This window comes from Limnohabitans lacus (assembly GCF_030053395.1).
GTDB lineage: Bacteria > Pseudomonadota > Gammaproteobacteria > Burkholderiales > Burkholderiaceae_C > Limnohabitans_A > Limnohabitans_A lacus.
In genome coordinates, this window is sequence record NZ_JASGBH010000003.1 from 270,517 (window position 1) to 290,239 (window position 19,723).

Consider the following 19,723-nt stretch of genomic DNA (forward strand, 5'->3'; position numbering starts at 1 on the left):
CGAATTATGGTCAAGCGGCTGACGGGGCACTGTCACCTGTGCAGTTTTGGCGATGAAGACACCGCACTGGAAACCAGTCCCGTAGGTCGGACCTTCAGGTCCGTCATGGCTTGTGCAGGCCCTTACCGGGTCGCGTGCCAACCATCTGTCACGCGATCACTCTCCAAAATTAAGCGGCAAGCCCACATAGTTTTCGGCCATGGTGCGTGAGCCTGCTTCGCTGTGGATCAGGTAATCGAGTTCGGCATCCTGGAACTTCTGTCCGATGTCGCCGTTTTCTGGGAAGTTGTGCATCAAGCTGGTGAACCACCAGCTGAAGCGCTCGGCACGCCAGATGCGGCGCAGGCAGCGCTCTGAATAGGCGTCGATGCCCGCTTCGGTTTTGTCCATGTAGTAAGCAATGAAGGCCGAGGACAGGTACTTCACATCGGTGGCGGCCAGGTTCAGACCCTTGGCGCCGGTGGGTGGCACGATGTGTGCGGCATCTCCGGCCAAAAACATGCGCCCAAAGCGCATGGGCTCGGTCACAAAGCTGCGCAGAGGGGCGATGCTTTTTTCGATGCTGGGGCCGGTGACCAGGTGTTCGCGGGCTTCGGGGTCGAGGCGGTTGCGCAGCTCGGCCCAAAAGGCCTCGTCAGACCACTGCTCGACCTTGTCGGTCAGCGGCACTTGCAGGTAGTAGCGGCTGCGCGTGGCGCTGCGTTGCGAGCACAAGGCAAAACCACGGGTGCTGTTGGCGTAAATCAGTTCGTGGTGCACAGGCGGTGTGTCGGACAAGACGCCCAGCCAGCCGAAGGGATAGACCTTTTCAAATTCCTTGATGGCGCTTTTGGGCGCGCTGGCGCGGCACACGCCATGAAAGCCGTCGCAACCGGCGATGAAGTCGCACTCGATGGTGTGCAGCTGGCCGTTTTTCTCGTAGGTCACGCGGGGTTTGGCGCTGTCAAAGTCATGCACCTGAACGTTTTCTGCTTCGTAAACCGTGGGCAAGCCGGCGGCCTGTCGTGCGTCCATCAGGTCGCGGGTCACTTCGGTCTGGCCATAGACGATCACGTTTTTACCGCCCGTGAGCTTGTTCATGTCGATGCGGTGCCGAGCGCCTTTGAAAAGCAAATCAAAGCCACCGTGGATCAAGCCTTCGGCATGCATGCGTTGGCCCACTCCGGCTTCGTCCAGAAGGTCCATGGTCACTTGCTCCAGCACGCCCGCACGGATGCGCGAGAGGACATAGTCGCCGCTTTGGCGCTCGACGATGATGGCGTCGATGCCAGCCTTAAAAAGCAACTGGCCCAGCAACAAGCCAGAAGGGCCTGCGCCGACGATGGCCACTTGGGTGCGTGTGGTGCTCATGGGGTGTCTCCGTCGAAGTGTCTCAAAACAATGTCCACCAGCTTAGGCAAGGCCTTGGCATGCAGTCTTTGCTGGGCTCAGAGATTGTGCGATGATTGGCATTGATGTGCGAATATCGCGCAAATTGATCTGGCTCAACCGAACCATGCAAAGACGCCGTTCGGGCCCGTAGCCGCTTGACAGCTCGAAAAGGGCGTCTTTCGGGTCGGCGGCTTGAGCCCCGACATTCTTCTGGAGTGATCTGATCCATGACCATCGCCAAAGCCGATTACATCGAAGGACTGGCCAAAGGGCTGTCCGTCTTGGAAGCTTTTGACACCGAACGCCAACGTTTGAATGCCACGCTGGCGGCGCAGCGCACCGGTATCACCCGTGCTGCGGCGCGGCGGCATTTGCTCACCTTGGCCGAGCTGGGTTATTTGGAAACTGATGGCAGCCATTACTGGTTGTCGGCCCGGGTGCTGCGCTTTGCGGGCAGCTACATGGCGACTTCACGTTTGCCCCGTGCTTTGCAGCCCACACTCAATCGGCTGGCCTTGCAAACGCAGGCCTCGTTTTCGGCCGTGGTGCTTGATGGTGACGAGTGTGTGATCGTCGCGCGCAGCGCGGGTGTGGCCGAGCCGGTTCGGCATTTGGCTTATGGCCTGCATCTGGGGGCACGATTGCCTGCACACGCCACCTCCACGGGTCAGGTCTTGCTGGCCAATTTGCCCAAGGAAGATTTGACCGCTTGGCTCAAAGGGCGAAGCTTGGCCAGGATCACGCCGCAGACCGAAGTGGGCATGCCCACGTTCAAGAAGATCATCCACCAGGTGCGCACGCAAGACCACGCCTTGTCCCGTGATGCCCATGAGTTGGGCATCCATGCCTTGGCCGTGCCACTGCGCAACATGCAAGGCCGAACTTTGGCGGCGCTCAATGTGGTGGGCGGCCCAGAGCAGTTGACCGACTCAGCCGTCACGCACAAATGGCTGCCACTGCTCTGGGAGGCTGCAAGAGAATTGCGACCGTTGCTCTGAATGATCTGCTAGGATACTTTTTATAAATAAAATACATGAAAAGTATTCATAATCATTTTGAGGGAGACCTATGCGCGCTTATTTGGTGGTTATTCCATTCATTTGTGTGCTCAGTGCGTGCGGTGGCGGTGGCAGTGGCAGTGGCAGTGGCAGTGGCAGTGGCAGTGCGGACTATGCGGCTGTTGCGGAAAAAACATCCAGTCAACTGGCACAAATTTGTTCAGCCGACAATATTCTCAAGGTAGATGCATTGGTACCCACCCAATCAGGCACCTTGGCTGATGAACGCAACTGGATTCGTGCCTTTTTGAATGAGCGTTACCTCTGGTACAAAGACATTCCTGTGGTCAGTGCCAGTGATTCAAGGTACAACATTACAGGCGGAACCGCTTGGCAAAATTTCGCCAGGTCGATCATCAATTATTTTGATGACCAATTGAATCCGAAGTACACATCGACTGGGGTGAAAGTCGATCAATTCAGTTTTATGACAACCACTTATTCGTGGAATCAATTTGCTCAAGGTGAGGAACTGGGGTATGGGTGGCTACTCAGTGAAGAAGGTAGCGGGAGTTCAAGACGCATTTGGGTATCGTATGTTTATCCAGGCACACAAAGTGGCTCCGCAATCCAAGCCGGTCTTCAGCGCGGGGATGAGATCATCAGTGTGGATGGCTTTAAGGTTGACGATCCTGCTGTCGCCACGTCGGTGGATCAACGCGTGTTTCCATCGAGTTCGGAAATTCGCAGGTTTGTGGTCAAACGCAATGGCCAGTCGGTCACGCAAACATTCACATTGAGCGCAACCACGGCGGTGTTGCCACAGGCCGAGCACAAAGTGGTGATTGATTCAATGAATGTCAAATGGGGCTATTTGCTTTTCAACAGCCATGTGGAGTCGGCTCAGGCTCCGCTGAGAGCTGCTATGAGTGATTTCAAAGCAAAAAACATTGATCAATTGGTGATCGATTTGCGCTACAACAGCGGTGGTTATCTGGCTCTGGCCAGTGCCCTGGCATACGGTGTAGCGGGGCCAAGCAAGACATCGGGTAAGACTTTTGAAAAGGCACGCCACAGTGACAAACGAACTTCAGATGACGAAAGCTTGCCTTTCTACAGTACTGATTTTGATGGCCAAGCCATTGAAGCTTTGAATCTGTCCAAAATTTATGTTTTGACCACAAATCAAACATGCTCAGCCAGTGAGTCCATCATCAACGGCTTGCGGGGGATCGATGTCGAAGTGGTGCAAATTGGCGGCACCACGTGTGGCAAACCCTATGGGTTTATCGCCCAAGACAATTGCGGCATCACCTATGCCGCCATGGAGTTTGAAGGGGTTAACCACAAGGGACAAGGCGGTTATGCCAATGGATTCGAGCCTTTGTGCGCTGTATCAGATGATTTGTCACGCGAGTTGGGCACGACAACAGAGCCCATGTTTGCAGCTGCTGTAGCGAAACATCATGGTCTGACTTGCCCATCGTTGAGCGCTTCTCGGGCTTTAGGCTCTGTGGGCTTGCAGGGATTGGGCTCTCGCAGCACAAAACTCATGCGACCGGATTGGCAGCGCAACAAGATGTTGCGTTCAACTCAAAAGGGAGGGTGACAAGTTTCTTGCCGCTCGTGTTGGACTGCAAACTTTTTCAGTTCCGCGTTATGGCTCGTCTGCCGATATAAGCGGCCAGGGCCTGTTCACTGGTCTTGATGGGGGTGTAGCCAAAACGTGTTTTGAGCGCGCTGTTGAGCAAGACTGGCCGGTAGCGCAAAAAATCCAGCTGCTCGGGGCCGTAGCGGCTGATGCCCAGTCGGCTGCCCAGCCACAAAGTGCTATGCAACAACCACGCGGGCAAGACGCGGGTGGGCTTGTTCAGGCGCTTTGCGATCTCGAAGATCGTCAGGGCACCGTCCCCGGCCAAGTTGTAGCAGCCGCTGGGCGCATGGCCACTGAGCGCATGCAAGATGGCACCGGTCACGTCTTCGTCCCAGATGAACACAAAGGGGCTGTCGCTGCCCGCAATGGCCAAAAGGCGTGGTTTTTCAAACAGGGCGGTGATCTGGTTGTCCACCCGTTCTCCCAAGATGGTGCCGATGCGCAGCACGGTTTGCTCCAAATGCGGATGGCTTTGGCGGTATTGCGCCAGCATCTCTTCGACCAGTCGCTTGTGATGGCTGTAGGCAAAGCTTTCGTTGCCGCGCAAAGGCATGTCTTCGGTGAGCCAGTTGGGGTTGTCGGCGTGGTAGCCGTAAGCTGCGCCACTCGATGACACCACGATGTGCGCCACTCCTTGCTGCACACAGGCTTGCAACACGTTCTGCGTGCCGCCCACATCGACCGAATATTCAAATTCTCGGTTGGAGTCTTTGCCGGGGGTGACGATCGAGGCCAGGTGCACCACGGTATCGATGTGATGCACCGCGAGGGTCTCGGCCAGCGCCGGGTCGCGCACGTCTTGGGTGATGTAGGTGATGCCGGGCTGGCGCTGCGCTGGCGGCACTTCGCGCACATCCAACGTCACCACGGCTTGGCAGAGGCCACGATCGGCCAAGGCGCGGACCAGGCCCTGGCCTAAAAAGCCCGAGGCCCCTGTGATCAGGACCCGGCGGGCCTGTGGCGCGATCAAGCTGAAGTGGCGGCCGGGCCGCCGCTGGTCAAAGGTTTGCGGGCCCACCAGCCGGCCAGGATCAGGCCGGCGATGATGTCCCAAAAGCCCCAAACGCCCGCCACCACAGCCATGCCGCCCAGGCCGTCAAAGAAGCTGAAGATCAGCACCAAGCCCAAACCCGCGTTGCGGATGCCCACTTCGATGGAGACAGCGCGGCAATCGTAGTCGCTCAAACGTGCCAGGCGGGCAATGACCCAGCCGGTGCCAAAGGCCAGCGCATCGTGCAACACCACGGCCAGCAGCACCAAGCCCACATAGTCGAGGAAGTAACGCCAGTTGCCCGCAATGGCGCCGATGATGAACCCGATCAGCGCCACAAAGCTGAGGATGCGTAGAGGTTTCTTGAAGCGCTCCGTCCACACTGGAAAATGGTGCACGCAAGCCAGGCCCAGCACAAAGGGCAGGCCGATGATCAAGAGGATGTGCACGAACATTTGCACCGGGTCGAGCGCGATGCTGGTCAAGAGTTTGGAGGCGGTGGGGTGGATGCCACCCCAAAACGCAAAGTTCAGCGGCATGGCCAACACCGAGATGGCGTTGGACACGGCGGTCATCGACACGCTGAGCGCCACATTGCCATTGGCTCGATGCGTCAGGATGTTGCTCACATTGCCCGGTGGGCAACAGGCCACCAAGATCATGCCCAGCGCGATGCTGGGGGAGGGCTGCAGCACCAGCGTCAAGGCAAAGGTGATGGCCGGCAAGACCAAAAACTGCGCTGCAATGCCTGCAGCAAACGCCACCGGCATGCGCAGCAAGCGGCGAAAGTCTTCCAGGCGGGTGTCCAGCGCAATGCCGAACATCAAAAAGCCGAGCACGACGTTGAGCACGGCCAGCGATGCGGGGTTGAAGTTCAGGCGGATGTCGTCAACAGGCAGCATGGTGGGCTTTCGTGGGTGGGCATCAGCCCAAGGTGGCAGCGGTTTCGCGCATGGTGCGGCGGTAGACCTCTTTGTTCACATAGCAGGACATGCGTTCGAGCTTGAGGTATTGGTAGCCACCGGACAAGTCGGGCGACGGGCCTTGGCAGGATTGCATGAATGTGGCCGCTTGCGGCGTGCCTTCTTGCAGACCCTTGAAGTAGCGGGCCATGACTTCGGCTTGTTCGGCGCGGCCTTCCCAACCCAGGCCTGCGGCTTCAACCATGCCCAGCACCGCCAGGCGCTGGTAGTGCGGTGCAAACATGTTCAGGTAGAGCTGAGGCGCCATGCCTTGCCAGTTGAGCAGCCGGTCGTCGATGAAGGGGTAGTGCAGCTTGTAGCCGGTGGCGGCCATGATCAGGTCGTAGTCGGCTTGGCTGCCGTCCTTGAAGTGCACGGTGTGACCGTCCATTCGAGCGATGTCGGCGCGCACCTTCACGTCGCCATGGCCGATGTGGTGCAGGATGAGGGAGTTCACGATGGGGTGGGACTCGTACATCTTGTACTCGGGCTTGGGAAAGCCAAAGCGCGTCGGGTCGCCGGTGAACCACTTGAGCAAGGTCGTGTCGATTTTTTGTTTGAGCCAGCGTGGCAATTTGATCTTGCCACCCACGGTGTCTGCGGGTTGACCGAACACGTATTTGGGCACGAAGTAGTAGCCTCGGCGCACCGAGATGTCCACGCTTTGGGCGTGGTGGACAGCGTCCACCGCGATGTCGCAGCCGGAGTTGCCCGCCCCCACGATCAAGACACGTTGGCCCTTGAACTGCTCGGCTTTTTTGTAGCCCGAGGTGTGCATCAACTGGCCGCTGAATTGGCCAGGCCACTGCGGCATATTGGGCTCGGCCAGGATGCCGTTGGCAATCACCACGCCTTTGTATTCGGCCGTTTCCAGCACGCCGTTGCCCGCATCGATGGTCACACGCCAAAGGCTGTCGGCTGCTTGGCTGACCGGCTCGACGCGCACCACGCGCACGCCAAATCGGTAGTGGCGTTTCAGGTCGAAATGCTTGGCGTAGGCCTGAAAGTAGTCCAGCAGTTCGCGGTGGCTGGGGTAGTCGGCGGTGCCTGCGGGCATCGGGAATTCCTTGAACTCCGTCATGTGTTTGCTGGAGATCAGGTGGGCCGATTCATACACCGTGGAGCGCTGATTGCCGATGTTCCAAAGGCCGCCCACATCGGTGTGCATCTCAAAGCCCTGAAAGCCCACGCCGTGTTTGTCGAGCGCCCGTGCGGCCGACAGGCCCGAGGGGCCCGCGCCAATCAGGGCAATTTGTTCGTGAGTTGGGGTCATGCCATGGCTCAAGGTGATCGGGTGTCGAGTCCCGGAATGGGGGTGGCGCCCGCCTGGCCTGCACGCGGCTTGCGCGGCTGGCCCAGCAGGATGCGGTCATGCCATGGGGCCGGCAGCAGTGACAAGACTTTGGACAGCCAGCCGATGCGCCTTGGCAAGACGATGTGTTCACGGCCTTGCGCCACGCCTTGCAGCAGGGCATGTGCAGCCGCATCGGGCTCCAGCAATCCGGGCATGGCAAAAGTGTTGCCTGCCGTGAGGGCTGTGCGCAGGTAGCCGGGGCTGATGGTGTGCACCGTGATGCGGCTGGGGCGCAGCTCGGCACGCAGGCTTTGCAAATAAGCGATCAGCCCGGCTTTGCTGGCGCAATAGGCGCCGTTGCCCGGCATGCCGCGCCAGCCCGCCACACTGGCCACGCCCACCAATGCAGCCGCTTGACCGCTGTCTTGAATGGCACGCAGGAAGGGATGGAAAGTGGTGGCCACGCCCAGAAGGTTGATCTCGAGCATGCGCCGCATGACTGCCAGGTCAGAGGCCTCGGTGGTGTCAAAGCCACCGGCCACGCCTGCGTTGGCGATGACCAGATCGGGCGTGCCCACTTGCAGCCAGTCGTTGGCCACGGCCTGCATGGCGGCTGCGTCAGACACGTCGGGGGTGTAGATGCGGCAGCGCTCGGGGGCCAGAGCCGCCAGCGTTTGCAAGGTGCTGGTGTTCATGCCCACCAAGGCCACGTGGGCGCCTTGGTTGATCAGCCGAAGGGCCAGGGCTTGGCCCAGACCGCCACATGCGCCGGTGATGACTGCGTTGCGAAACATGCCGTGTGCAAACCTGTGAATTTCTTCCAGATCATTTTGGCATGCCAAGTTCTTCACGTGATTCGGTGAAGACCCTTGTGTGACTCAAACACCCAGGTGTTGCTCGAGCACGCTGGGGTCGTCGTGCAGCGCTTGCGACGAGCCTTCAAACACCACCTGCCCTTTGACCAAAATCACGTTGCGGTCGGTGATCTGGGTGACGTGTTTCCAGTTCTTGTCCACGATGATGGCGCTGATGCCGCTTTCTTTGATCAGGCTGCAAATGCGCCAGATCTCGCGGGCTATCAAGGGGGCCAGGCCTTCGGTGGCTTCGTCCAGGATCAGCACATCGGGGTTGGTCATCAAGGCCCGGCCGATGGTCAGCATTTGCTGCTCGCCGCCAGACAATTGCTGGCCGCCGTGGTTCAAGCGCTCCTTGAGGCGTGGAAAGGTCTCCAGCACGCGCTCGAAAGTCCAGTCGCGGTGGCCCGCGCCGCTGGCAGCGCCTGCTCTGGCTTGGCCTGGGCGGGCGGCCATCACCAGGTTTTCTTTGACGCTCAGGTTGCCAAAGATGCCCCGGCCTTCGGGCACATAGGCGATGCCCAGTTGTGCCACTTCAAAAGTGGGGCGGCCGTTCATGGCCTGGCCTTTGATGTGAACGCTGCCGCTTTGCGGCGGCACGATGCCCATGATGGACTTGAGCAAGGTGCTTTTGCCCATGCCGTTGCGGCCCATGAGGCCAATGGTCTCGCCCCGGCCCACTTGGAAGTCGATGCCGCGCAGGATGTGGCTGGCGCCGTAGAAGGTGTTGAGGCCCTGGGCTTTGATCAAGAGTTCGCTCATCTCAATGTCCCTCACCCACTTCTTCACTCACTTCTTCACCCAAGTAGGCCGCTTGCACGCTGGGGTTGGCGCGCACCACAGCGGGTGTGTCGCTGGCGATCACCTGTCCGTTGACCATCACCGTCAGGTGGTCGGCTAGGGTGAAGATCGCGTCGATGTCGTGTTCGACCAGCATCATGGCGTGGTCTTTTTTCAGGCGCAGCAAGAGCTGCACCATGCTCTCTGCTTCGGCCACGCCCATGCCGGCCAAGGGTTCGTCCAGCAGCAGCACCACCGGCTCGGTGGCCAGCGTCATGGCGATTTCGAGTTGACGTTGTTCGCCGTGGCTGGCAGCACCGGCCATGGTTTGGCGGCGGCCCTGCAAACCGGCCAACTCGATGGCGCGTTCAGCTCGCTCGTTGACGGCCTTCAATTGGGAGGCCTCACGCAGCCAGCCCAGGGGGTTGAAAGGCGAGGGTTGCACACGCGACTGCGCGGCCAGGCGCACGTTGTCCCACACGCTGAAGGTATGGAAGATGTTGGTCTTTTGGTAGCTGCGGCCCAAGCGGTGGCGCGAGATTTTCTCGGGCGACCAGCCGGTGATGTCATGGCCGTCCAAGGTGATGCTGCCGCTGGTGGACGGCAAGTCGCCCGAGAGTAAATTGGTCAGTGTGGACTTGCCCGCGCCGTTGGGGCCGATCACGGCGTGTATATGGCCCAACCACAAATCGACATTGACATCGTTGACGGCGGCCAGGCCGCCAAAGCGCTTGGTCAGCTGGCGGGCCGACAGCAGGGTTTGGCGTTCACTCATGGTGAGCCTCCTTGCGTGCGAAGATGCTGGAGATCAGGCGGGTGATCAGGCCCAAGATTCCTTTGGGGGCAAAGACGATCAAGGCCACGATGAACAGGCCCATCCACATTTGCCAGTGCTTGCCGGTTTTGAATGTGCCCAGATCGGGCAGGTCTTTGAAGACATGCAGCAGCATTTCAAAACTGAAGGCCCCGATGATGGCCCCCGCAAAATTGCCCATGCCGCCCAAGATGACCATCATGATGGCGTGCGCACTCATGTGAAAGCCCATGAGTTCGGGGTTCACAAAACCGCTTTGCGCCGCCCACAAATAACCGGCCAAACCGGCCAGGGCCCCGGCCAAGGTGAAGGCGGCCAGCTTGTGGCTGAAAGCGCCAAAGCCCAAGGCCCGCATGCGGTGCTCGTTGACGCGGATGCCCGACAGCGCCCGGCCAAAAGGGCTCCACAAAAGGCGGCGCAATAAGGCGTACACGCCCACCAAGCAGGTGAGGGTGAAGAAGTAAAACACCTGTTTGTTTTCCAGATCGACCAGCACCGCATCGGGTTTGAAGTTGAGGAACAAGCCGTCCGAGCCGCCCAGCGCCTTGTTGTCAAAGAACACGAAGAACACCATTTGCGCAAAGGCCATGGTGACCATGATGAAGTAGATGCCCTGGGTGCGCACCACCAGAAAGCCGATGATGAGCGCAGCCAGCGCCGAGCCCCCCACGGCCAGCGGCAAGCTGGTGTACAGGCTCACCGGTTCGCCCGATGGCGTCAAGAAGGCCAGGGCATAACCGGCGATGCCAAAGTAGGCCGCATGGCCCAGCGACACCAGACCGGTGACGCCTTGCAAGAGGTCCAGGCTCATCGCGAAGATGGCCAGGATCATCATGCGGTTGACCATGTCGATGTAGAAGTTGCTGCCCACAAAAGGGAAGGCGATCAGGGCCGCCAGGCCCAGCACGAGCAGCAGCTGCACGCTGCGCGGCAAGATTTCCAGATGGGTTTGGGGTGCGCTCATGATGGCCTCATTGTTTGAAAAGGCCCTCGGGCTTGTACAAAAGCACCGCGGCCATGAGCACATACACCAGCATGCCCGAGACTTGGGGCAGCAGGACTTTGCCAAAGGTGTCCACCAGGCCCACCAGCAGTGCAGCGATCAAGGCGCCGCGTACCGAGCCGATACCGCCAATGACCACGACCACAAAGCACATGATCAGCACTTGCGAGCCCATATTGGGGTAGACGCTGGAAATCGGCGCCGCGATCATGCCGGCAATGGCCGCCAAGCCCACGCCCAGTGCAAACACCACCGCGTGGATCAGGCTGATGTTCACACCCAGGGCTTCGGTCATTTCGTGGTTGAAAGCCCCCGCGCGGATCTTCATGCCCAAGCGGGTTTTCGAGATCAAGAGGTACAGAGCCAAAGCCAGCAAGAGGCACACGCCCGACATGAACAGGCGGTACACCGGATAAGACAGCGTGTCGGTCAATGCGATGGAGGCCGACAGGGCTTCAGGGATTTGCACACCGTGCACATCGTCGCCCCAGACCATGGAGCGCAGTTCTTCAAACACGTAGATCAGACCAAAGGTCAGCAGCACCTGGTCGAGGTGGTCGCGGTGGTAGAAGTGTTTGAACAGCAACTTCTCAAGCAAGAGGCCAAAGACCACCGACAGCACCGTGCCCACGATGATGGCCAGCGTGAAGCTGCCCAGCAGGCCCGACAAGGACCAGGCCAGAAAAGCACCCAGCATGTAGAAGCTGCCATGCGCGAGGTTGACCACACCCATGATGCCGAAGATCAGCGTGAGGCCAGCGGCCAGCATGAACAGCAGCAATCCGTACTGGACGCTGTTGAGCAGCTGGATGGAGAAATTGACGAGGTCCATTGGGGTGGGTCTTTGCGCAGCGGGTGTGAAAACGGCGGAACCAGTCCGCCGTTCACGAGAAGGGCCTGCCGTTCAGACAAGCCTAGAGTGTCTTACATCCGGCAGCCGGCGCCAGAGTCGGCCAGGGCTTTGGCGGCCACGCCGATGACTTTGTTTTCTTTGCTGGACACTTCGCGCAGGTAGATGTCTTGCACTGGGTTGTGGGCCTTGCTCATGGTCCACTTGCCACGGGGGCTGTCGATCACGGCCACTTCCATGGCCTTGATCATGTCGGCTTTTTTGCTGACATCGCCTTTGACCGCGTTGGCGCCCTGCACCAAGAGCAAGCCGGTGTCGTAGCCTTGAACGGCGTACACATCGGGCTGCATCTTGAAGGTTTTGGCGTAGTTCAAGCGGAACTCTTTGTTGCGCTTGGTTTCGATGCCGTCACCGTAGTGCAGCGTGGTGAGCACGCCGTCGGCTGCGGGGCCGGCGGCATCGAGCACGCCTTCGGTCAGGAAGCCCGAGCCATACAGCGGGATCTTGCCTTTGAGGCCTGCAGCAGCGTAATCCTTGAGGAACTTGGCCGCGCCACCACCAGCGAAGAAGCAGGCCACAGCATCAGGCTTGAGCGCAGCGATTTCGGTCAGCAAAGCTTGGAACTCGACGTTGGGGAAGGGCAGGCCCAATTCCTTGACGATGGTGCCGCCTGCCTTGGTGTAGCTTTCTTTGAAGCCTTCAAAGGCCTCGTCGCCAGCGGCGTATTTCCAGGTGATCCAGACCGCCTTTTTGTGGCCGCGCTTGACCATGGCTTCGCCCAGCGCCATGGTCGGCTGGCTGTTGGAAAAGCTGGTGCGGAACACGTTGGGGGCGCACTGGGCGCGGGTGGCAATGTGCACGCCTGCGTTGGGGATCAGGCTGATCACGCCGCTGTCGCGGGCCACTTTGTGGATGCCCATTTGCACGCCCGAGTGGACAGTGCCGATCAGCACATCGACCTTGTCGCGTTGCACCAGTTTGTTGGCGTTTTCGATGGCTTTGGAGGGCTCGGATTCGTCATCGACCTTGAACCACTCGATCTCACGACCGCCGAGCTTGCCCCCTTGCTCGTTGATGGCCATGCGCACACCGTTTTCGATGGCCACGCCCAGTTGGGCAAAGGTGCCGGTGTAGGGCAGCATGAAGCCGACGCGGATCTTGCCGGTTTGGGCCAGTGCGCTTGGCGGCAGCAAAAGTCCGGTGGATGCAGCGCCCACCAGGGCGGCGCCTTGGCCGAGCATTTGGCGGCGGGATGTTGGTTGGGTCATTTCAAAGGTCTCCAGGTCATGCAAATCAAGGGGGCGTCAGCCGGATCGAGGCGCGCACAAGCAAAGCATAGCGGAGGAAAAATGCTTGCGTCATGCATTATGTTGCACAAGAATCATGGCCTTGCCTAGGGGGATTCCCGGGTTCCGGGGCGGGAGATGCAAAAAAACGCATCTTTCTTGCCTGGGCCGGGGACGGGTGCGGGGAGGGGTGGCCTGTCCGACAGGAATCGAACCTGTGACCCACAGCTTAGAAGGCTGTTGCTCTATCCAACTGAGCTACGGACAGTTGTAAAAACAAAAAAGGCCCTGACGGGCCTTTGATGTTCAGTGCCCTCACGGGTCTTGAGAAATGGTCGGAGCGGCGGGATTCGAACTCGCGACCCTCTGCTCCCAAAGCAGATGCGCTACCAGGCTGCGCTACGCTCCGACTGCGCTTATTCTAACCAGCAAATGCCCCCATCTTGGCTGGGGGCTCAAAAAACTTCAGCGTTTTTTGTACTGAGAAGCACCAAACAGGGCCTTTTTGGCCTTGTCGTCCAGCAAAGGTTTGCGCGCATCGGCCAAAACCTGCACGGCTTTTTGCACCGCAGGGCGCTCGGCTATGCGGTCAAACCAGGCTTTGACGTGCGGGAAGTCGGCCCAATCGATGCCCTGGTTTTGCCAGCTGCGCAGCCAAGGGAAGATGGCCATGTCGGCCACCGAGTAGTCGCCGCCCGCAATCCAGTCATGGGTTTTGAGCTGTTTGTCCAGCACACCGTACAGGCGCTTGGCTTCGTTGGTGTAGCGGTTGATGCCGTAGTCGATTTTCTCGGGGGCATAGATGCGAAAGTGGTGGGCCTGTCCCAACATGGGGCCCAAGCCGCCCATCTGGAACATCAGCCATTGCAGCACATCGTATTTGGCGCGGTCACTTGGCGGCAAGAACCTGCCGGTTTTGGCCGCCAGATACAGCAAGATGGCGCCCGATTCGAACAAGGCGATGGGTTTGCCGTCTGGCCCATCCGAGTCCACCAAGGCGGGGATTTTGTTGTTGGGGCTGATCTTGAGGAAGGCTGGCTTGAATTGGTCGCCGGTGCCGATGTTGATGGCATGGACCTTGTAGGGCAGGCCGCACTCCTCGAGCATGATGTGGATTTTGTGGCCATTGGGTGTGGGCCAGGTGTACAGATCGATCATGGGTTCAGGCTTTCCAAAGAGGTCAAAAGGGGGATGATCGCAAAAAAACGGCCTGCCACACCGATGTGCAACAGGCCGTTTTGCGCGGGGGCTTGTGGTGAATCAGCTGCCGCGTGTGACCGGCATCTCCACTTCGCCGGGCATGAGCAGGTGCTTGGCCAGCTCCAGCTTGGCCAGCGAGTTGCGGTGCACCTCGTCTGGACCGTCGGCCAGGCGCAGAGTGCGCTGGTGGGCGTAGGCATAGGCCAGCGGGAAGTCTTGCGACACGCCGCCGCCGCCGTGGGCCTGGATGGCCCAGTCGATGATTTGGCAAGCCATTTGCGGGGCCACGATCTTGATCATGGCGATCTCGGCCTTGGCGACCTTGTTGCCCACGGTGTCCATCATGTAGGCGGCTTTGAGCGTCAACAGGCGAGCTTGCTCGATCATGCAGCGGGCTTCGGCGATGCGTTCTTGCCAGACGGTCTGACGGGCCACTTCACGGCCAAAGGCCACACGGCTGTTCAGGCGTTTGCACATCAATTCCAGCGCACGTTCAGCGCAGCCAATGGTGCGCATGCAGTGGTGAATGCGTCCAGGGCCAAGGCGACCTTGGGCGATTTCGAAACCACGGCCTTCGCCGAGCAGCAAGTTGCTGGCCGGCACGCGCACGTTTTTCAGGATCACTTCCATGTGGCCGTGGGGGGCGTCGTCATAACCGAACACCGACAAAGCGCGCACCACGGTGACGCCTGGGCTGTTGGCGGGCACGACGATCATCGATTGCTGTTCGTGGCGACCGGCATCGGGATTGGTCTTGCCCATGACGATGTACACGGCGCAACGTGGGTCACCGGCACCGGACGACCACCACTTGCGGCCATTGATGACGTAGTCGTCGCCATCGCGGCGGATCTCGCATTCGATGTTGGTGGCATCCGAGGAGGCCACATCGGGCTCGGTCATCAAGAAGGCCGAGCGGATTTCGCCGCGCAGCAGGGGCTCGAGCCACTCGTCTTTGAGTTCTTCGCTGGCGTAGCGCTCCAGCGTTTCCATGTTGCCGGTGTCGGGTGCCGAGCAGTTGAAGATCTCAGCGGCAAAAGGCACGCGGCCCATGATCTCGCACAGCGGTGCGTACTCAAGGTTCGACAGGCCTTGCGGTGCACGCTTGGACTTGGGCAGAAACAGGTTCCACAGACCAGCGGCTTGGGCTTTGGGCTTGAGTTCTTCCACGATCTTGGTGGGGATCCAGGCGTTGCCTTTGGCGCGGTTTTCAGCGATCTCTTCAAAGAACCTCGCTTCGTTGGGGTAAATGTGTTCGTCCATGAATGCCAGCAATCGGGCCTGCATGTCTTTGACCTTGGGGGTGTATTCAAAATCCATGGTCTGTCTCCTTGAAGTGAGGGGCGGGTGAAAAAAAGGTCATCAGGCTTGGCAGGCGAATTGCCAGGCCAGCTCGGCCATGGGCCGTGCGCCGGCGCCAGATGTTTTGGCTTGATCGCTCGATGCGGTGCCGTCTTCGACACGCTTGGCGATGCCTTGCAAGATGGCCGCGATGCGGAACATGTTGTAGGCCAGGTAAAAGTTCCAGTCCTTGGCCAAAGCCTCGGGGGTGGTGAAACCGGTGCGCTCGCAATAGCGGCGGATGTACTCGGCTTCGGAGGGAATGCCCAAAGCCGCAAAGTCCAGGCCGCCGATGCCGCGGAATGTGCCGGGCTTGATGTGCCAGGCCATGCAGTGGTAACTGAAGTCGGCCAGGGGGTGGCCCAAGGTGGACAGTTCCCAGTCGAGAACAGCAAGCACGCGCGCTTCTGAACCGTGGAACATCAGGTTGTCCAGACGGTAGTCGCCGTGCACGATGCTCACCAGCGAGTCGTCTTTGGCGCTGGCGGGGATGTGCTCGGGCAACCAGGCCATCAGCTTGTCCATCTCGGGGATGGGTTGGGTGATGGAGGCGACGTATTGCTTGCTCCAGCGGCCAATTTGGCGCTCGATGTAGTTGCCGGGTTTGCCATAGCTGGCCAGACCTTGCTTGGCAAAATCGACCTTGTGCAAGGCGGCCATCACGCGGTTCATCTCGTCGTAGATGGCGCCGCGCTCGGCCGTGCTCATGCCGGGCAGGGACTGGTCCCACAGCACACGGCCTTGCACAAACTCCATCACATAAAAGGCGCGGCCGATGATGGACTCGTCGTCGCACAGCACATGCATTTGGGCCACGGGCACATCGGTACCGTGCAAGCCTTGCATCACCGCAAATTCACGCTCGATGGCATGCGCTGAGGGCAGCAGCTTGGCCACGGGGCCGGGTTTGGCACGCATCACGTATTGCCTGGATGGCGTGATGAGCTTGTAGGTGGGGTTGGACTGGCCGCCCTTGAACATTTCCACGCTCAATGGGCCAGCAAAGCCAGGCAGCTTGGCAGCGAGCCAAGCTTCCAAGGCCGAGATGTCGAAGGCGTGGGAGCCCGTGACAGGCCGGGTCCCCACGAAATGATCAAAAGCACTCATGGGGCACCCGTTTCCGCTGCTCTCAGCGGTGATTGAAAAGAATAGCGGTTCAGTGATCCGCGTTCACGATGGCCAACAAGCCCTCGCGGTCCAACACAACCAGACCACCCGGCTCGATGCGGATGATGTGCTCGCGTTCCATTTGTTTGAGTTCCTGGTTGACCCGCTGGCGCGATGCCCCCAGCAGCTGCGCCAGTTCTTCCTGCGCCAGTTGCAAACTGATGCGAATGGCTTTGGCATCCGACAAGCTGGGCGTGCCGTAGCTGCGCAGCAAGTGGTTGAGTTGCTTGGCCAAGCGTGCACGCAGTGGCAAGGTGTTGAGGTCTTCCACCAAACCGTAGAGCTGGCGAATGCGACGCGATTGCAAGCGCAGCATCGCTTCGGCGAACTCCACGTGTTGCGACAAGATTTTCTTGAAGTCGGCCTTGGCCACATTCAAGGTGGTCGTCTCGCCGTGTGCATAGCAGTCGTGCGTGCGGCGATCCCCGTCGAAGATCGACACATCGCCAAACCAAATGCCCGGCTCCACGTAGGTCAATGTGATTTGCTTGCCCGAGACCGAGGTCGAGCTCACGCGCACCGCACCCTTGGCGCAGGCGATCCACTGCTCGGGCGGATCGCCCCGAGCAGCGAGCATGTCGCCGTCCTTGAATCGTTTGACGTAAGCGCATCGAAGTATGTCGTGCCGAAGCGATGGTGAAAGGGTTGAAAACCAGCGACCGTTGTTGATCGCTTCTCTTTCTTCCATTGTCAGAATGGGTTCGTCCATGGGCTGTCTTTTCAGTGACTGGGAATGGGATTTTTGTCGCCTGGGGGACCAGGCGATCACTCGTATTGCGGGGTTTGCTTGTTCAAGAACGCAGCGATGCCGATGCCGGCGTTATTGTGATGTAAGTTTCGTACAAAGTTGTCGCGCTCACGGGCCAATTGCGCGTTCAAGCTGCTGGTGTCTGCATCCGACAAAAGTTCTTTGATGCTGGCCAAAGCATTGGGTGCGCGGGCGTTCAGTTGAGCGCTCAGTTGCAAGGCCGATTGCAGGGCTTGCCCCGCATCGCTCAAGCGGTTGACCACGCCCAATTGCTGCAAGCGTTCTGCGCCAATGCGCTCACCACACATCAGCAACTCGGTGGCCAGCTGGCGCGGCACGGCACGCGTCAAGCTCCAGCTGCCGCCGCCATCGGGTGACAGAGCGATCGAGCTGTAGGCCATGACGAAGACGCTGTTGCGCGCGGCCACGATCATGTCGCAGGCCAAGGCCAGCGAAAAGCCAGCGCCGGCGGCAGGGCCTTCAACGGCGGCGATCACTGGCTTGGGAAAGGTGCGGATCGCTTCAATCCAGTTGTGCAGACCTTCGATGCTTTGCGCTTGGTGCTCCGGCGGCAGCTGGCGGTTGTTTTGCAAACGCTGCAAATTGCCGCCCGCGCTGAAGATGCCGTTGGCCCCGGTGATCACCACGCTGCGCACATCGGCGCTGGACTCGGCCACGTTGAGTGCCTCGACGCCTGCGGCGTACATCTCTGGGCCCAAGGCGTTGCGAAACTCGGGGTTGCTGAGGGTCAAGACCAGGGTTTGGCCTTCGCTGGTGCTGAGCAGTTGTGCGGTCATGTGTGTTCCTCTAAGCGCTGGGGACAGATCCGAAGTTCTGTCCCCACCAAGATCAGTCTTCGGTGTGCATCAGCGACAAGCCGATGGCACCGCGGCGGCGCAACCAAGGGCTGGGGCGATAGCGTGGATCGCCATAGACCGTTTGCAGATTGAAGAGCACTTCGAGCACATTGGTTGGGCCGTAGCGGTTGCCCATGGCCAAAGGACCCATGGGGTAGGCCAGGCCCAAGGTGACGGCGGTTTCCAAATCTTCGGGGGTGCAGATGCGTTGCTGGCAGATGTCGGAGGCGATGTTGACGATGGTGGCGACCACGCGCTGCGTGATGAAGCCGCCGCTGTCGCGGATGACCGAGACGGCTTTGCCGTCGCGTGCGAACAATGCATGCGCTGCATCGCGCATGTCAGCGCGGGTGGCGGGGTTGACCGCCAGCACGCGACGCTTGGTGGCTGCGTCGTCGATCAGCATGTCGATGCCCACGGTGCGGGCTGGATCCAGGCGTTCGACCACGGCAACGGTGGTGATGTCAAAGCCCAAGGGCGCGACGAGTGTCAGTGCTTCAGGCGAGGGCGATGCACCGGTTTCGATTTTGGCGCCCAGGTCTTTGAGCAATTGCAACAATTCCATGCGGCGTGCTGCGCGGGGTGAGACCCAGACAGGGGGGATGTTGTCCACCACAGGCACGGCGGGCTCGGCGGGCACTTGGGCTGCGCCGTCCACGTATTTGTAGAAGCCTTCGCCGACCTTCTTGCCGACCACACCACCGGCCAAGCGCTGGGCGGTGATCACGTTGGGGCGGTAGCGGGGCTCTTCGTAATACTGGTGGTAGATCGATTCGATCACATGGTGCGACACGTCCAGAGCGGTCAAGTCGAACAGCTCGAAGGGGCCGAGCTTGAAGCCGACCTGGTCGCGCAAGATGCGGTCGATCGTGGCGAAATCGGCCACGCCTTCGCTCACGATGCGCAGGGCTTCAGTTCCATAGCCGCGGCCGGCGTGGTTGACGATGAAGCCCGGGGTGTCTTGGGCCTGCACGGGCGTGTGGCCCATCTGGCGGGCAAAGTCGGACAGGCGTTGGCAGACCGCGGCGTCGGTTTTCAAGCCGGCAATCACCTCGACCACTTTCATGAGCGGCACAGGGTTGAAGAAGTGGTAGCCGGCAAACTGGCCGGGGCGCTGCAAGGCCGCTGCAATGGCCGTGACCGAGAGTGACGAGGTATTGGTCACCAAGACCGCGCTGGGGGCTAGGACTTTCTCCAATTCGGTGAACAGGCTCTTTTTGATGTCGAGTTTTTCAACGATGGCTTCGACCACCAACTCGCATTCGGCCAAGTCCTGCATGCTGGTGGCGCCCTGCAAACGGCTTTTGTGACCCGCCACGGCTTCAGGCGTCAAGCGGCCTTTTTCCTGGAGCTTGTCCCATTGCTGGAACACCGCGTCGCGTGCTTTTTGAATGGCTTCGGCTTGCGTGTCGTACAGCCAGACTTGGCTGCCGGCTTGTGCTGCGATTTGGGCAATGCCCCGGCCCATGGCGCCGGCGCCAATGATGGCGACTTTGGAAAATGCGAGAGTCATAGTGGATGCTTGCAAATAACGGGATCAGAAAAACGCCGAG

General features: G+C 59.8%; 18 protein-coding genes and 2 tRNA genes. 2 read left to right on the top strand and 18 right to left on the bottom strand.

What is annotated here, in order from left to right:
* Nucleotides 1-156: 156 nt before the first annotated feature.
* Nucleotides 157-1,350 carry a 4-hydroxybenzoate 3-monooxygenase gene (gene pobA / locus QLQ16_RS05850; RefSeq protein ID WP_283223755.1) on the bottom strand — a complete coding sequence of 398 codons (1,194 nt, stop codon included), beginning with the start codon at nt 1,348-1,350 and terminating at the stop codon, nt 157-159.
* Nucleotides 1,351-1,598: 248 nt separating this feature from the next.
* On the opposite strand from pobA, the gene QLQ16_RS05855 reads away from it, so the two are divergent.
* Entirely contained in the window at nt 1,599-2,369 is a 771-nt protein-coding gene (locus QLQ16_RS05855) for an IclR family transcriptional regulator domain-containing protein (RefSeq protein ID WP_283223756.1), read from the top strand.
* 70 nt (nt 2,370-2,439) lie between these two features.
* Nucleotides 2,440-3,978: a S41 family peptidase gene (locus QLQ16_RS05860; protein WP_283223757.1), complete on the top strand. Its 1,539-nt coding sequence runs from the start codon at nt 2,440-2,442 to the stop codon at nt 3,976-3,978.
* Nucleotides 3,979-4,015: 37 nt separating this feature from the next.
* Here the strand turns inward: QLQ16_RS05860 and QLQ16_RS05865 are convergent, their stop codons facing one another.
* From QLQ16_RS05865 to QLQ16_RS05945, 17 genes are all read right to left on the bottom strand, one after another.
* Complete coding sequence (locus QLQ16_RS05865) at nt 4,016-5,041, bottom strand: SDR family oxidoreductase (RefSeq protein ID WP_348534175.1); 1,026 nt, start codon at nt 5,039-5,041, stop codon at nt 4,016-4,018.
* Nucleotides 4,990-5,916, bottom strand: coding sequence for a bile acid:sodium symporter family protein (locus tag QLQ16_RS05870; protein ID WP_283223758.1), 927 nt, complete (start codon nt 5,914-5,916; stop codon nt 4,990-4,992). The genes QLQ16_RS05865 and QLQ16_RS05870 overlap by 52 nt, the downstream gene beginning before the upstream one ends.
* A gap of 22 nt (nt 5,917-5,938) precedes the next feature.
* On the bottom strand, nt 5,939-7,249 hold the full coding sequence (locus tag QLQ16_RS05875; RefSeq protein WP_283223759.1) for a flavin-containing monooxygenase: 1,311 nt from the start codon (nt 7,247-7,249) through the stop codon (nt 5,939-5,941).
* An 8-nt stretch (nt 7,250-7,257) separates the two neighbouring features.
* Nucleotides 7,258-8,064, bottom strand: coding sequence for an SDR family oxidoreductase (locus QLQ16_RS05880; RefSeq protein WP_283223760.1), 807 nt, complete (start codon nt 8,062-8,064; stop codon nt 7,258-7,260).
* A gap of 84 nt (nt 8,065-8,148) precedes the next feature.
* Entirely contained in the window at nt 8,149-8,886 is a 738-nt protein-coding gene (locus tag QLQ16_RS05885; RefSeq protein WP_283223761.1) for an ABC transporter ATP-binding protein, read from the bottom strand.
* 1 nt (nt 8,887) lies between these two features.
* Nucleotides 8,888-9,679, bottom strand: coding sequence for an ABC transporter ATP-binding protein (locus tag QLQ16_RS05890; protein ID WP_283223762.1), 792 nt, complete (start codon nt 9,677-9,679; stop codon nt 8,888-8,890).
* The gene (locus QLQ16_RS05895; RefSeq protein ID WP_283223763.1) at nt 9,672-10,682 is read right to left on the bottom strand and encodes a branched-chain amino acid ABC transporter permease; all 1,011 of its coding nucleotides are present in this window, start codon (nt 10,680-10,682) and stop codon (nt 9,672-9,674) included. The genes QLQ16_RS05890 and QLQ16_RS05895 overlap by 8 nt, the downstream gene beginning before the upstream one ends.
* Before the next feature lie 7 nt (nt 10,683-10,689).
* Nucleotides 10,690-11,553, bottom strand: a complete 864-nt coding sequence (locus tag QLQ16_RS05900) for a branched-chain amino acid ABC transporter permease (RefSeq protein ID WP_283223764.1) — start codon at nt 11,551-11,553, stop codon at nt 10,690-10,692.
* 92 nt (nt 11,554-11,645) lie between these two features.
* Nucleotides 11,646-12,839 (bottom strand): ABC transporter substrate-binding protein, encoded by a 1,194-nt coding sequence (locus tag QLQ16_RS05905; RefSeq protein ID WP_283223765.1) that lies wholly within the window; start codon nt 12,837-12,839, stop codon nt 11,646-11,648.
* Nucleotides 12,840-13,048: 209 nt separating this feature from the next.
* A tRNA-Arg gene (locus QLQ16_RS05910) sits at nt 13,049-13,125 on the bottom strand.
* Nucleotides 13,126-13,189: 64 nt separating this feature from the next.
* Nucleotides 13,190-13,266: transfer RNA gene (locus QLQ16_RS05915), tRNA-Pro, on the bottom strand.
* A 56-nt stretch (nt 13,267-13,322) separates the two neighbouring features.
* A complete protein-coding gene (locus QLQ16_RS05920) occupies nt 13,323-14,015 on the bottom strand; it encodes a glutathione S-transferase family protein (protein WP_283223766.1) in 693 nt (230 codons plus the stop codon).
* A 102-nt stretch (nt 14,016-14,117) separates the two neighbouring features.
* Complete coding sequence (locus QLQ16_RS05925) at nt 14,118-15,377, bottom strand: acyl-CoA dehydrogenase family protein (RefSeq protein ID WP_283223767.1); 1,260 nt, start codon at nt 15,375-15,377, stop codon at nt 14,118-14,120.
* A gap of 42 nt (nt 15,378-15,419) precedes the next feature.
* On the bottom strand, nt 15,420-16,505 hold the full coding sequence (locus QLQ16_RS05930; RefSeq protein WP_283223768.1) for a phosphotransferase: 1,086 nt from the start codon (nt 16,503-16,505) through the stop codon (nt 15,420-15,422).
* 49 nt (nt 16,506-16,554) lie between these two features.
* On the bottom strand, nt 16,555-17,274 hold the full coding sequence (locus tag QLQ16_RS05935; protein WP_283223769.1) for a Crp/Fnr family transcriptional regulator: 720 nt from the start codon (nt 17,272-17,274) through the stop codon (nt 16,555-16,557).
* Nucleotides 17,275-17,330: 56 nt separating this feature from the next.
* Nucleotides 17,331-18,110 (bottom strand): oxepin-CoA hydrolase, alternative type, encoded by a 780-nt coding sequence (locus tag QLQ16_RS05940; protein WP_283223770.1) that lies wholly within the window; start codon nt 18,108-18,110, stop codon nt 17,331-17,333.
* A 52-nt stretch (nt 18,111-18,162) separates the two neighbouring features.
* The gene (locus tag QLQ16_RS05945; protein WP_283223771.1) at nt 18,163-19,683 is read right to left on the bottom strand and encodes a 3-hydroxyacyl-CoA dehydrogenase; all 1,521 of its coding nucleotides are present in this window, start codon (nt 19,681-19,683) and stop codon (nt 18,163-18,165) included.
* Between the last annotated feature and the right edge of the window lie 40 nt (nt 19,684-19,723).